Here is a 13541-nt window from a genome sequence, read left to right as displayed (position 1 = left end):
ACTAGGGCCTGGAGCACATTGAGCAGACAGGAGGACAGCACGAGTGCGCCTGCCCCTCCTGGCACTCCTCGCCCGCGGCCCGGCCCATGGCTACGAGCTGAAACAGGACCTTGAGCAACTGCTGGGCTCGGCGTACCCTCAGCCGAACGTCGGCCAGATCTACGTCACCCTCGGCCGCCTCGAGAAGTCGGGACTGATCGAGGGCGAGGACGTCGAGCAGTCCAGCCGGCCCAACAAGAAGGTCTACCACCTCACCGACGCCGGGCGCGAGGCGCTGCACGCCTGGTTCGAGGAGACCGAGGACGAGCCGCGGGTGCGGGACGAGTTCTTCATGAAGCTCGCCGTCGCCCCGCGTGCCGGTCTCGCCGACCAGATCGCCCTCATCAACAGGCAGCGGCGCCAGTACCTCAACACCATGCGCAATCTGTCGAAACTGGCCGCGGCCGAGAACCGGGACAACCGAATCGCCCATCTGCTCATAGAGGGCGCGATGCTGCACCTGCAGGCCGACCTCGACTGGCTGGAACGGTGCCAGGAGGAACTGGAGGAGCTGGAATGAGCGACGGCTCTGCCGCTCCCCTGCTGCGCGCCGAGAAGCTGGTGAAGACCCACCACGGCGAGGGCGCGCCCGCGCATGCCGTGCGCGGGGTCGACCTCACGGTGGCGCGTGGCGAATTCCTGGCGATCACCGGCCCGTCCGGGGCCGGGAAGTCGACGCTGCTGCACCTGCTGGGCGGGCTGCAGCGGCCGGACGAGGGCAGCCTCTGGCTCGACGGGCGGTGCACGGACTCCTTCAGCGAGGCGCGCTGGGCGGTGGAGCGCCGCAAGGCCATCGGGATCGTCTTCCAGTTCTTCAACCTGGTGTCGAACCTGTCCGTCGCCGACAACGTCGAGCTGCCCGCCCTGCTGGCCGGCGCCCCGCCGAAGAAGGCCCGCGCCGAGCGTGAGGCCCTCCTCGCCGAGCTGGGCCTCCAGGGCAAGGAACGCAGCATGCCCGGCGAGCTGTCCGGCGGCGAGCAGCAGCGGGTCGCGCTCGCCCGGGCCCTGGTCAACCATCCGCCGCTGCTGCTCGCGGACGAGCCCGCCGGCAGCCTCGACAGCAAGGGCACCCGCGAGGTGATGCGGCTGCTGTCCCGCTTCCACGGACGCGGCCAGACCATCGTGCTGGTCACCCATGACGCCCGGCTGGCGAGCGCCGCGGACCGGGTGATCAGCTTCTTCGACGGCCGCATAGCCGACGACGCCGCCCTGGACGGCACGCCGTCGCGCCGTGGTGGTATCTCCGGCGTGCTGGAGCTGAGGGACTGATGGCGCGACCGACGACACGGCTGACGACCTGGATGACGACGCGGCTGAGGATGCGGCCGGCGACGCCTCCGAGGGTGCGTCCGACAGTGCCTCGCGCGGCGAGGGGCTGAGACACGTGCGGGCCACCCTGCGCTGGGCGCACTCCGATCTGCGTACGCACCGCGGCGAGGCGCTGTTCCTGGTGCTGGCCACCGCCGGCATCGTCGCCTCGCTGCTGCTGGCCACCGCCCTGTTCGGCTATGCCACGAACCCCTGGCAGCGGGTCTTCACGCAGGCCCGCGGGGCGCACGTGTGGATCCACACCGTCGCGTCCGCGGACGCCGGCAAGCTCGCCCGGCTGGACGGCGTCGAGTCCGTCGCCGGCCCCTACCGCACCGAGTCCGCCACCGTCTCCGCACGCGGCGTCCGCGCCGCCGTGGAGCTGCGCGGCACCCCGCGCCAGCCCTCCGTGGGCCGACCGCTGCTCACGGCCGGACACTGGCTGGACCCCGCCGAGCCGGACGGTGTGGTGCTGGAGAGCGGCCTGGCCCGGGCCCTGCTGGCCGAGCCCGGAGACACCCTCACGCTGCCCGGCACCGCCCGCACCATCACCGTCGAGGGCATCGCCGAGAGCGCCGAACCCCACTACAGCCCGGGTGAGCAGCCGGGTCTGGTCTGGGCCCTGCCGTCCGCCGTACGCGCCCCCGGCGGCCAGGTGACCGGGCTGCGGCTCGGCGATCCGGCCGACACGGACTACGCGGTGCAGCGTGCCGTCACCGTGCTGGGCGCGGGCGCGGTCGGCGAGGTCTCCACCTGGCAGCAGGCGCGTTCCGAGGCACAGGGCGACAACCGGCTGCTGGGGCAGGTGCTCGGGCTGTTCGGGCTGGGCGCACTGATCGCCGCGGGGTTCGCGGTGCACGGGGCGATCGCCACCCGCATCCGCGGTCATCTGCGGGACCTCTCGGTACTCAAGGCGATCGGCTTCACCCCCGGCCAGGTGGTGCGGATCTTCCTGCTCCAGCACCTCGCTTACGCCCTGCTCGGCTCCGTGGCGGCGGCGGCGCTCACCGAGGCCCTGGGGCGCCGGGTGCCCGGACGGCTCGGGGACGCCGTGGGCGTGTGGCAGGGGCTGCCCGGGCACACGCCGGCGTTGTGCGTGGTGTCCGTGGGCGCGGTGCTGTTCATCGGCCTGACCACGGGGCTCGCCGCCTGGCGGGCGGGGCGGGTGCCGCCGGTCCCGGTGCCGCGGCCGGCCGCACCGGCGGGCGGACGACTGACCGGCCTGGCCCGGCGGGCGCTGGGGCTGCGGTTGCCGGCCGCGCTGGTCCTGGGCTGCCACAAGGCGTTCGCGGGTCGCGGTCGGTCACTGGCGACCGTGGCCCGGCTGACGCTGCCGCTGGTGCTGATCGTGGTGGCGCTCAGCGCGTGGACCACGATCGACCGGTTCCACAGCAGCCCCGAACGGGTGGGTCTGCCGACCGCCCTCACCGTCCGCTCGGACGGCGGCGCGGACACGGCCGGCGTGCGAACCCTGCTGACCCGTGACTCCCGGGTCGCCGCAGCCTATCCCGGTGTCGAGGTGGCCGCGCTGGTCCCCGGCCAGACCGGGACCATCGCCCTGCGCGGCATCGGCACCCGGGGCGAGCCCTACCCCTACGCGCTCGCCGACGGCCGCGCCGCACGCGGAGCGGACGAGGCGGTGGCCGGCCAGGGCCTGCTGGACCTGCTGCACGCGCGGGTCGGCGACTGGGTGCGGATGACGGTGGGCGACCGGCCGCAGATCCTGCACATCGTGGGCCGCAGCATCGAACCGCAGAACGCCGGCCGGGTGGTGACGACCTCCCTGGACACCCTCCGCGAGAACGACCCCGGGCTGTCCCCGGCCTTCTACGAGCTGCGCCTACGCCCCGGCGCCGACCCGCATCGCGTGGCCGCCGCACTCACCACGGCCGGCCGGGGACACCTGGACGTGCACCCCGTGACGAACCCCGCCGACGGGCTGTCCGCGCTGCGCGCGGTCGTCGCCGGGCTGATCGCCGTCCTGGCCCTCATCGGCCTCGTCGAACTGCTCAGCGCGATCGGCGGCAGCGTCCGCGAGGGCGAGCGGGACGTGCTGGCGCTCCGGGCGATCGGCATGTCCCCACGCCAGATCACCGCGATCACCGTCACGGCGATGAGCTGTACGGCCCTGACGGCGGCCGTCGCCGGTACGGCGCTGGGGCTGCCGCTGGCCCGCCGGCTGATCGACGCCCAGGGCAGTTCCAGCGGCATCGGCGCCGGGATCGCCGAGTCCCCCTCCCCCGGGCCGCTGCTCCTGCTGGGCGCGGCGGCCGTGCTGGGGGCGGCGGCGCTGGCCGCGCTGCCCGCGGCCCGCGCGGCCCGCAGACGCCTCGCGGACACGCTGAGCGCGGTGGCCTGAGCGCGGTGGCCTGAACGCGAACCGGAAGGGCGCCCGCGGACCGGAAAGCGCCGGATCGGGCAGCAGACCGTCGATGCGCCCCGAGCGCGCACATGGGTATCCGTGCGGTGGGCGGGACCACGGTCACCGTGGCGTCCGGGTCGCCGACCATGACGGTCGTCCCGTCCGCCGCCGGCCGCTCCGGCACGTCCGACAGCCCGGCGTGGTCCCGTTCGGCCTCCGCCGTGGCGGCCGGCCGCCCTCGGCGGAGGCGTGGTCCCGTTCGGCCTCCGCCGTGGCGGCCGGCCGCCCTCGGCGCCGGACTTCTGGGGTCCGCCGCCGACAGCCCCACCTCGGCCCGCCGCCGACAACCCCACCACGGCCACCGTGACCGCCTGACCGACGCGGCCACCCTGACCGCCACGGCCTCCGCGGCGGCCGGCGGGTGGGCCTGTCGGCCGATCAGCCGCGGCCGCGCAGCTCCCGGTACTTGGCGACCAGCGCCTTGGTCGAGGCGTCCAGGCCGGGGACCTCCGCGCCCTCGGTCAGGGCGGGCTCGACGCGCTTCGCGAGGACCTTGCCGAGTTCCACGCCCCACTGGTCGAAGGAGTCGATGTTCCAGACCGCGCCCTGCACGAACACCTTGTGTTCGTAGAGGGCGACCAGCTGGCCGAGGACGGACGGGGTGAGTTCCTTGGCCAGGATGGTCGTCGTCGGCCGGTTGCCCTGGAAGGTCTTGTGCGGGACCAGCTCGTCCGGCACGCCCTCCGCGCGGACCTCCTCGGCGCTCTTGCCGAAGGCGAGGGCCTGCGTCTGGGCGAAGAAGTTGGCCATCAACAGGTCGTGCTGCGCCTTGAGTTCACCGCTCAGCTCGGCGACCGGCTCGGCGAAGCCGATGAAGTCCGCCGGGATCAGCTTGGTGCCCTGGTGGATCAACTGGTAGTAGGCGTGCTGCCCGTTGGTGCCGGGCGTGCCCCAGACCACCGGCCCGGTCTGCCAATCGACCTGCTTGCCGTCGCGTGCCACGTACTTGCCGTTGGACTCCATGTCGAGCTGCTGGAGGTACGCGGTGAACTTGGACAGGTAGTGGCTGTAGGGCAGGACGGCGTGCGACTGGGCGTCGTGGAAGTTGCCGTACCAGATGCCCAGCAGGCCGAGCAGCAGCGGGACGTTGGCCTCGGCGGGCGCGGTGCGGAAGTGTTCGTCGACCAGGCGGAATCCGTCCAGCATCTCCCGGAACCGGTCGGGTCCGATCGCGATCATCAGGGAGAGGCCGATGGCCGAGTCGTACGAGTACCGGCCGCCGACCCAGTCCCAGAACTCGAACATGTTGGCCGTGTCGATGCCGAACCCGGCGACCTTCTCGGCGTTGGTCGACAGGGCCACGAAGTGCTTGGCCACGGCGGACTCGTCGCCGAGCGCGTCCAGCAGCCATGTGCGCGCGGAGGTCGCGTTGGTGATCGTCTCGATGGTGGTGAAGGTCTTGGACGCGATGATGAACAGCGTCTCCGCCGGGTCCAGGCCGCGGGTGGCCTCGTGCAGGTCGGCGCCGTCCACGTTGGAGACGAAACGGACCGTCAGTTCGCGGTCCGTGAAGGCGCGCAGCGCCTCGTAGGCCATCGCCGGGCCCAGATCGGAGCCGCCGATGCCGATGTTGACGACGTTACGGATCCGCTTGCCGGTGTGGCCGGTCCACTCCCCGGAGCGGACCCGGTCGGCGAAGCGGGCCATCTTGTCGAGGACCGCGTGCACCTTCGGCACCACGTTCTCGCCGTCGACCTCGATCACGGCGTCCCGCGGGGCGCGCAGCGCGGTGTGCAGCACGGCCCGGTTCTCGGTGACGTTGATCTTCTCGCCGCGGAACATGGCGTCCCTGAGGCCGAACACGTCGGTCGCTGCGGCCAGCTCGCGCAGTAGCCGCAGCGTCTCATCGGTGACCAGGTGCTTCGAGTAGTCGATGTACAGGTCACCGACCTGGAGCGTGTATCCGTCGCCGCGCTGCGGATCGGCGGCGAACAGGTCCCTCAGATGGGTGCCGGCCAGCTCCTCGCGGTGCTTGGCGAGAGCGGTCCATTCGGGCGTCTGGTTGAGCCTGGTACGGCCGTCTGCGTTCATTTCCGACTTCAGCCTTCTTTCCTGCACCTGTCCTGCTGCGTACCTTGCCCCGCTGCCGGTCCCAACCTAATTGATCAGCGCGGGACGAGCGGTCACGACGCTGTCCTCATGGGCAACATCAGGTACGTCCGGCTTGCCTGCCGGTATCGGTGCGGCGACGCTCAGGGCGAAGAGGACGGCCGCGAGCAGGGCGGGCGCGTTGAGGCCGGACAGCCGGGCCGCGTAGAGGGCACCACTGACAATCGGTCGGCCCCGAGCGGCGGATACGGCTCCGGCCGGGCGCCCGCAGGCATCCGGCCGGTGAGAGAGTCCTAGATTTCGCCGCGCAGTTTGGCGAGCGCCTCGGCGAGGATCGCCTCGCCGTCCGCGTCGCTGCGCCGCTCCCGTACATACGCCAGGTGCGTCTTGTACGGCTCGGTGCGCGGCGGGTCCGGCGGGTTGTCCCGGTCCTGTCCGGCCGGGAAGCCGCAGCGCGGGCAGTCCCAGGTGTCGGGGACCTGAGCGTCGCTGGCGAAGCTCGGCTGCGTCTCATGCCCGTTGGAGCACCAGAAGGAGATGCGCAGACGCGGCGCGGACTCGCCGCGCTCGGCCTCGCCCATCGGCCCCGCCCCGACCCGGCTTCCTCGGATCGCGTTGCCACTTGCCACGGTCGTAACTCCCTGCGTGATGGTGCCGCGAAGCGAGTCGGCGTTCCGCTTCGCTGCGAGCGCCTCAGTCTACGTAAGGCCCAACGCGCGTCCAGTGATTGGAGTTACAAGCCCCCACACCAAGACGCAAGCCCCATGATAGGCCGCGCTCCGGAGCGCGTACCGAACATGGGGCGTTACGTACGGAATGTGCGTGATGTACGTGCCGTTCGGGCGTCAGCTGTTCGACTTCATCAGCATGCCGAGCACGATGATGCACGCGAACCACAGCACGCCGAGCACGATGGTGATCCGGTCGAGGTTGCGCTCGGCGACCGAGGACCCACCGACGGAGGACTGCATGCCGCCACCGAACATGTCGGAGAGGCCGCCACCCTTCCCCTTGTGCATCAGCACCAGCAGCATCAGCAGCAGGCTGAAGACGATCAGGGCGATCGAGAACCCCAAAACCACGGCTGGACCAACTTCCTCGGATTCGGATGGACGACGGGGGCACAGCACGTCGGCCGTGCCCCCGCAAGAGTACGACGTATCGCCGCTACCGCCTACTCACGGCCCTGATCACTGATCACGGAAGCGCACGATCTTGACGAACTCGTCGGCGTCCAGCGAAGCGCCGCCGACCAGGGCGCCGTCGATGTCGGCCTGCGCCATGATCTCGGCGACGTTGCCCGACTTCACGGAGCCGCCGTACTGGATGCGGACCTTGTCGGCCACGTCCTGCGAGTACAGCTCGGCGACCTTCCCGCGGATGGCGGCGCAGACCTCCTGGGCGTCCTCGGCGCCGCAGACCTTGCCGGTGCCGATGGCCCAGACGGGCTCGTAGGCGATCACGACGGTCTCGGCCTGGTCGGCCGGGACGTCCTTCAGACCGCCCTCGACCTGGGCGAGGGTGTGGGTGACGTGGTTGCCCGCCTCGCGGACGTCCAGTTCCTCGCCGACGCACAGGATCGGGGTCAGGCCGTGCCGGTGGGCGGCCTTGACCTTGGCGTTCACCAGCTCGTCGGTCTCGTGGTGGTACTGGCGCCGCTCGGAGTGGCCGATGACCACGAAGGTGCACTTCAGCTTGGCCAGCATCGGGCCGGAGATCTCGCCGGTGTAGGCGCCGGAGTCGTGCTGCGAGATGTCCTGGGCGCCGTACTTGATCTTGAGCTTGTCGCCGTCGACCAGGGTCTGCACGGAACGCAGGTCCGTGAAGGGCGGCAGGACGGCGACCTCGACGGCCTCGTAGTCCTTGTCGGCCAGGGCGAAGGCGAGCTTCTGGACGTGCGCGATGGCCTCGAGGTGGTTGAGGTTCATCTTCCAGTTGCCCGCCATGATCGGCGTGCGGCCAGAAGAAATCGATGCTGCCAAGGGTCAGTCCTCCAGTGCGGCGAGGCCGGGGAGCGTCTTGCCCTCGAGGTATTCGAGGGAGGCGCCGCCACCGGTCGAGATGTGGCCGAATGCGTTCTCGTCGAAGCCGAGCGTACGCACAGCGGCGGCGGAGTCACCGCCGCCGACGACGCTGAAGCCGTTCGAGTCGACGAGGGCCTGGGCGACCGCCTTGGTGCCCTCGGCGTAGTCGGGGTGCTCGAAGACGCCCATGGGACCGTTCCAGAAGACGGTCTCGGCGTCGGTGAGCTTCGAGGCGTACAGCTCTCGGGTCTTCGGGCCGATGTCCAGGCCCTCCTGGTCGGCGGGGATCTTGTCCGCGTCGACCACGGTGTGCTCCGTCGGCGCCTTGGCCTTCAGGTCCGGGAACTCCCGGGAGACCACGACGTCGACGGGGAGCAGCAGCTCCACGCCCTGCTCCTCGGCGCGCCGGATGTACTCCTGGACGACCGGGACCTGGTCCTCCTGGAGCAGGGAGATGCCGACCTCGTAGCCCTTGGCCTTGAGGAAGGTGTAGGCCATGCCGCCGCCGACGAGCAGGCGGTCGGCCTTGCCGAGCAGCTGGTCGATGACGGCCAGCTTGTCGGAGACCTTGGCGCCGCCGAGTGCGACGACGTAGGGGCGCTTGACGTCGTCGGTGAGCTTCTTCAGGACGCCGACCTCGGTGGCGATGAGGTAGCCGGCGTAGTGCGGCAGCCGGGCCGGGAGGTCGTAGACGGAGGCGTGCCGCCGGTGGACCGCGCCGAAACCGTCACCGACGTAGGCGTCGGCCAGCTGGGCGAGCTTGTCGGCGAACTCGCCGCGCTCGGCGTCGTCCTTGGAGGTCTCGCCGGGGTTGAAGCGCAGGTTCTCCAGGACGGCGACCTGGCCGTCGGCGAGACCGGCGACCGTGTCCACGGCGGACTGCCCGATGGTGTCGGCCGCGAAGGCCACGGACGAACCGAGGAGTTCACCCAGGCGGGAGGCGGCCGGAGCGAGGGAGAAGGCGGGGTCCGGGGCGCCCTTGGGGCGGCCCAGGTGCGAGGCGACGACCACCTTGGCGCCCGCCTCGACGAGGGCCTTGATGGTGGGCAGGACGGCGCGGATGCGGCCGTCGTCGGTGATCGTCCCGTCGGCCAGCGGCACGTTGAGGTCGGCGCGGACGAAGACCCGCTTGCCGCTCACGCCGTCGGCGAGAAGTTCGTCGATCGTCTTCATTGAGTGGACTCCTGAGGAGGGCTCGTGGTGCACCTGATCGTAAGAGGACGTGGTCCGGGCGTGGGACAGGGCCCGGACGGCGCGGCGGTGCGCTGCCCGAGCCCTGCTCTCACTTCAAGGTCCTGCTTCGGCGATCAGAGCTGGTTGCCGACGAAGACCGTGAGGTCGACGAGGCGGTTGGAGTAGCCCCACTCGTTGTCGTACCAACCGATGATCTTCACGTTCTTGCCCTCCTGGACCATGGTCAGGGAGGAGTCGAAGGTGCAGGACGCCGGGGCGTTGACGATGTCCGAGGAGACGATCGGGTCCTCGGTGTAGTCGAGCAGGCCCTTCAGCTCGCCCTCGGCGGCCTTCTGGAAGGCGGCGTTGACCTCTTCCTTGGTGACCTCGCGGCCGAGTTCGACGACCAGGTCGGTGACCGAGCCGGTCGGCACCGGGACGCGCATCGCGATGCCGTCCAGCTTGCCCTTGAGCTGCGGCAGGACCAGGGCGGTGGCCTTGGCGGCACCCGTGGTGGTCGGGATGATGTTCTCCGCGGCGGCACGGGCGCGGCGCAGGTCCTTGTGCGGGAAGTCCAGGATGCGCTGGTCGTTCGTGTACGCGTGCACCGTGGTCATCAGACCCTTGACGATGCCGAAGTTCTCGTCGAGGACCTTCGCCATCGGGGCCACACAGTTGGTGGTGCAGGAGGCGTTGGAGATGACGTGGTGGTTCGCCGGTTCGTACTTGTCCTGGTTGACGCCCATCACGATGGTGATGTCCTCGTCCTTGGCGGGAGCCGAGATGAGGACCTTCTTCGCGCCGCCGGCGATGTGCTTCGCGGCGTCTTCCTTCTTGGTGAAGATGCCGGTCGACTCGATGACGATGTCGACGCCCAGCTCGCCCCACGGGATGTCGGCCGGGTTGCGCTCCGAGAGCACCTTGATGGTGTGGCCGTCGACGGTGATGGTGTCGGCGGTGTGGGTGACCTCCTGCTTGAGGCGGCCCAGGATCGTGTCGTACTTGAGCAGGTGGGCGGTGGTCGCCGTGTCACCCAGGTCGTTGACAGCCACAACCTCGATGTCTGCACCCTGCTCCAGCAGCGCGCGGAAGTAGTTACGGCCGATACGGCCGAAGCCGTTGATGCCTACGCGGATCGTCACGAACCGATCTCCTCGTTGGTACGCCGGCCATGCGGTGCCGGCGAGCTGTATTTGGGATGTCCCCGACCACCCCCGACCCTACCTCTCTGAGGCCCCCGAGGTGACATCGAGATGCCGCATAGAGGGCAGGCGGTCCGTACCCGCCAGTAGGGGTACGGACCACCAGGGATCGGCAGTGGTTTCACTTGCATTTGTTACGGAATGCCGCCCCTTATTGACGCCGTTGTCACTCGTTCGTGAGCGGGTCGGCTCACCTGTCGACTACCCATTTCTGCACCGTTGAGAGGGGGCTCCGCTCACCTGTCGAGAGAAGCGAACGCCTTCCTCAGCAGAGCCGCCCGGTCGCCCGCCGACGGCAGCTGTTCGAGGCCGAAACCGAGCAGCACGGTGTCGTCCGTGGTGACCGCTCCATATGTCTGGAACAGGGTTCCGCTGCGCGTCCAGTCCTTCAGAACCGCCGGACTGCCGGCGGGGGGTCCGGCCGGCTTCCAGGCACCCAGGGACGACTCGAAGCCCTCGGTCTCCTTCGCCGTACCACCGACCACCAGCGAGGCGTCGTCGGCGAGCACGCCGTGCCCGCCGCTGCCCGGATCGGTGATGTAGCTGATCGAGACCTCGACCGACTTCCCGGCGTAGGCGCTCAGGTCGAAGCCGACCTGCTGCCAGCCGGCGGAGCCGCCGGTGAGGCTGTTCCAGGAGCCGGTGGTGCCGGACGCGGTGCACGCGTTGCCCGCGACCGTCAGATAGTGCTTCAGCCATGGATGCTCGCCGATCAGGAACCCGGCCCCGCACTCGGCCGGCACGGTCGTCCTCGTGGCGCCCGATGCCTCCGGCAGGGTCGTCCAGTCGTCGGCGCCGACGGTGTGCGCCTCGACCACCACGTGGTCGTAGCCGGGTTCGGTGTCCCACAGCAGCCGGGTGCTCAGCGCCGGCTTGTCGGCGGCGACGACATCGGTGAGGTCGATCGTGCGGGTCAGACGCTTGTAGGCGTCGTCGGTGTGCACCGCGGCGGCCATGGCGGAGCCGGCGTACGGCCCGTACGGGTTGACGGTGCCGGCGAACCGGCCCGCGCCCGCGCTCTGGAACTGCGGGTACGCCGACACCGGCAGCTCGTCGGAGGTGACACCGTAGGTGCCGGCCTTGTCCAGCGGGTTGCCGGGCGCGTCGCCGAGGGCACCGGTGAAGCCGTCGAGGGCACCGGAGCCGGTGAAGCCGGTGGCTCCCTTGGTCGACGTACGGCTGTAGGCGCCCAGGTAGTACTGGCTGAAGTCGTCCGACAAGGTGCCGTCACCGAGATCGACGCTGCCGCCGGCCAGCTCGCCGGCCTCGATCAGCCTGCCGCCCTCGTTGAGGTAGGCGCGCAGCCGGAGCTGGGTGGGGTTGCCCGGTCCGCTCGCGCCCGAGTAGTGCACGACTGTCCTGAAGTGCTTGAGCACGCCGAGCGCGTCCGGTGCGCCCTGCGTGGCGACGTCCCAGACGATCGCCTTGTGGCCGTTCGCCTTCAGCGCGTCCACGTACGTCCGCGCCTGTGCGGCGGCCGCGTCCTCCTCGGCGACGACGAGCGTGTCGGCCCTGGGCCGCTCGGCGACGGTGTAGCGGAAGTGGGAGCTGGAGACCTTCTTGCCGCTCCTCGTCTCGCCGGTGAACCACACCTCGACCTTGTCGCCCGGCTCACCGTCCCGCACCTTGGCCCGGTACTCGTCGAAGTAGAGGTCGTCCTCACCGCCGTAGGTCTGTCCGCCCTTCCAGGACTTCAGTGCCTGGTCGAGCGTACGGCCGCCGTTGACGCGGTACTTGAGCTCCTTGTCCCGGATCGCCTTGCGGACGACGACCGAGACCTCCTGGTCCGCGCCCCGGGAGTACGACGTGGAGAACGCGGCCGGGGTGAAGTCGGCGGCGTTCAGACCGACCGAGGAGGCCGGCTTGTCCGGGTGTACGGCGGTCTCGGCGACGGAGAGCGCGAACGGGATGTTCTTCTCGAACTCCTGCTGGATCAGCTTCTCGTCGTCGGGGAAGTTGAAGACCGACCGGCAGTCCGAAGCCTTCCAGGCGTCGTTCGGATCGATGTCCGACGCGGTCTCGCAGGTCGACATCTCGGGAGTGAACATCGCCATCCCGTTGACGTTCGACGCATGGCCGTCCGCCTCGCCGTTGGTGGTGTACAGCTCCGAGGAGACCTGCGGGTGGTAGCCCGGGACAGCCGAGTTGCCGGGGGTGCCGGCGAGTGCCTTGGACAGGACGTCGTCCGGGCTCGGGGTCGCCACCTGCCAGCCGACACCGTAGAGGAGGAGTTCGGCGGCGGAGTGGTAGTTGACGCCGTACGTGAAGCCGACGCGCTTCTCGAAGCCGTCCAGCGCCCGGGTCTCGGGCTCGGACGCGGGGCTCGCGCCGCGGTAGGTCTGGCTGGTGGGACTGGGGGAGGAACCCTCGTCGTCGTAGCCCCACTTGTAGGCGAAGTTGCGGTTGAGGTCGACACCGTCGCCCGTGCTGATGACGCCGTCGCCGTTGACGTCCCGCAGGTTCTTGCGCCACAGGCGGGTGCCGGGGTCCCGGAAGGTGTAGTCGTAGCCGTCGGGGTTGGCCGAGAGCACGAACCACAGCTCGGTCGAGTCGACGATCTTCTTGATGCGCCGGTCGGTCCGGTAGTGGTCCAGGTAGTAGTGCAGCAGCCGCCGGGTCATCTCCGGCGTGATCCACTCGCGCGCGTGCTGGTTGGACACGTACAGCACGGACGGCTTGGACCCGTCTTCCGACTTCTTCGCGTTCTTGGTCAGTTTGAGCGCGAGGATGTCCTGGCCCTTGATGGTCTTGCCGATGGACTCGACCTTGGTGAGGCTGGGACTGGTCTGGGCGGCGCGGAGGATTTCTTCCTTCAGGCCGCCGCTGCCGCTGTAGGGCCGGAACACGCCCTGGGAGGCGTCCTGGACGCGCGCCTCGGCCCTGGCCGACAGGGCGTCCTCGGTGAGGTGGACGCCCCGCTTCTCCAGCTTCCTGGCCTGCTTGTCGGTGAGGTAGACCTCGACGGTGGTCTTCCCGTTCCCGGTCACCCGCTCGCCGAGTTCGTGGCCGTCCTGTCCGGCCTCGAGGAGCAGGGGAATCTGTTGCGGCGTGACCTCGGCGTTGAAGACCTTGATCTCACCGGGGTCGGAGGCGGCCGAAGTTCCGTTCTGCGCCTGGGCGATGGGTGCAAGGGCCGCTCCCCCGACGAGAAGCGCGGCGACAGCGAGGATCGATCTCGCTCTGTGTCTCATGAACCCCCCTACCGGTGGTTCGCCACAGCGGCGAACAGGTTGCCAGGCTCATGTCACTTCATGATCGAGTCAAGAGCGCCTCATGGACACGCAAACGCCGGTGCCGACCACCCGAATGGAGTCGGCACCGGCG

General features: G+C 70.1%; 10 protein-coding genes. 3 read left to right on the top strand and 7 right to left on the bottom strand.

The features are described 5' to 3' along the window. Positions 1–43 precede the first annotated feature (43 nt). The 3 genes from AC07C1_RS19860 to AC07C1_RS19850 all read left to right on the top strand — a co-directional run bounded on the left by AC07C1_RS19860 (position 44) and on the right by AC07C1_RS19850 (position 3706). A complete protein-coding gene (locus AC07C1_RS19860; protein ID WP_478940639.1) occupies positions 44–559 on the top strand; it encodes a PadR family transcriptional regulator in 516 nt (171 codons plus the stop codon). Further along, positions 556–1308, top strand: coding sequence for an ABC transporter ATP-binding protein (locus tag AC07C1_RS19855; RefSeq protein WP_478940637.1), 753 nt, complete (start codon positions 556–558; stop codon positions 1306–1308). Before AC07C1_RS19860 ends, AC07C1_RS19855 begins: the two co-directional genes overlap by 4 nt. Before the next feature lie 115 nt (positions 1309–1423). Further along, positions 1424–3706 (top strand): ABC transporter permease, encoded by a 2283-nt coding sequence (locus AC07C1_RS19850; RefSeq protein ID WP_478940635.1) that lies wholly within the window; start codon positions 1424–1426, stop codon positions 3704–3706. 441 nt (positions 3707–4147) lie between these two features. On the opposite strand, the gene pgi is transcribed toward AC07C1_RS19850, so the two are convergent. From pgi to AC07C1_RS19815, 7 genes are all read right to left on the bottom strand, one after another. Then, on the bottom strand, positions 4148–5800 hold the full coding sequence (gene pgi / locus AC07C1_RS19845; protein ID WP_478940633.1) for a glucose-6-phosphate isomerase: 1653 nt from the start codon (positions 5798–5800) through the stop codon (positions 4148–4150). Positions 5801–6111: 311 nt separating this feature from the next. Continuing rightward, on the bottom strand, positions 6112–6447 hold the full coding sequence (locus AC07C1_RS19840; RefSeq protein WP_003957010.1) for an RNA polymerase-binding protein RbpA: 336 nt from the start codon (positions 6445–6447) through the stop codon (positions 6112–6114). A gap of 216 nt (positions 6448–6663) precedes the next feature. Next, the gene (secG, locus tag AC07C1_RS19835) at positions 6664–6900 is read right to left on the bottom strand and encodes a preprotein translocase subunit SecG (protein WP_478940631.1); all 237 of its coding nucleotides are present in this window, start codon (positions 6898–6900) and stop codon (positions 6664–6666) included. Positions 6901–7008: 108 nt separating this feature from the next. Further along, a complete protein-coding gene (gene tpiA, locus AC07C1_RS19830) occupies positions 7009–7764 on the bottom strand; it encodes a triose-phosphate isomerase (protein ID WP_478940876.1) in 756 nt (251 codons plus the stop codon). Positions 7765–7803: 39 nt separating this feature from the next. After that, positions 7804–9015, bottom strand: a complete 1212-nt coding sequence (locus tag AC07C1_RS19825; RefSeq protein WP_478940629.1) for a phosphoglycerate kinase — start codon at positions 9013–9015, stop codon at positions 7804–7806. A gap of 134 nt (positions 9016–9149) precedes the next feature. Beyond that, positions 9150–10157, bottom strand: coding sequence for a type I glyceraldehyde-3-phosphate dehydrogenase (gap, locus tag AC07C1_RS19820; RefSeq protein ID WP_478940627.1), 1008 nt, complete (start codon positions 10155–10157; stop codon positions 9150–9152). Between the two features lie 296 nt (positions 10158–10453). Next, positions 10454–13408, bottom strand: coding sequence for a M14 family metallopeptidase (locus AC07C1_RS19815; protein WP_478940625.1), 2955 nt, complete (start codon positions 13406–13408; stop codon positions 10454–10456). Between the last annotated feature and the right edge of the window lie 133 nt (positions 13409–13541).

It is taken from the genome of Streptomyces sp. NPDC045022 (genome assembly GCF_056432605.1).
This window is presented reverse-complemented; position numbering and strand designations above follow the sequence as displayed.

Bases quoted from the DNA above. Each gene is read 5' to 3' on its own strand.
- AC07C1_RS19855 (WP_478940637.1), top strand. From the start codon at position 556: ATGAGCGACGGCTCTGCCGCTCCCCTGCTGCGCGCCGAGAAGCTGGTG.
- pgi (WP_478940633.1), bottom strand. From the start codon at position 5,800: ATGAACGCAGACGGCCGTACCAGGCTCAACCAGACGCCCGAATGGACC.
- tpiA (WP_478940876.1), bottom strand. From the start codon at position 7,764: ATGGCGGGCAACTGGAAGATGAACCTCAACCACCTCGAGGCCATCGCG.
- AC07C1_RS19825 (WP_478940629.1), bottom strand. From the start codon at position 9,015: ATGAAGACGATCGACGAACTTCTCGCCGACGGCGTGAGCGGCAAGCGG.
- AC07C1_RS19815 (WP_478940625.1), bottom strand. From the start codon at position 13,408: ATGAGACACAGAGCGAGATCGATCCTCGCTGTCGCCGCGCTTCTCGTC.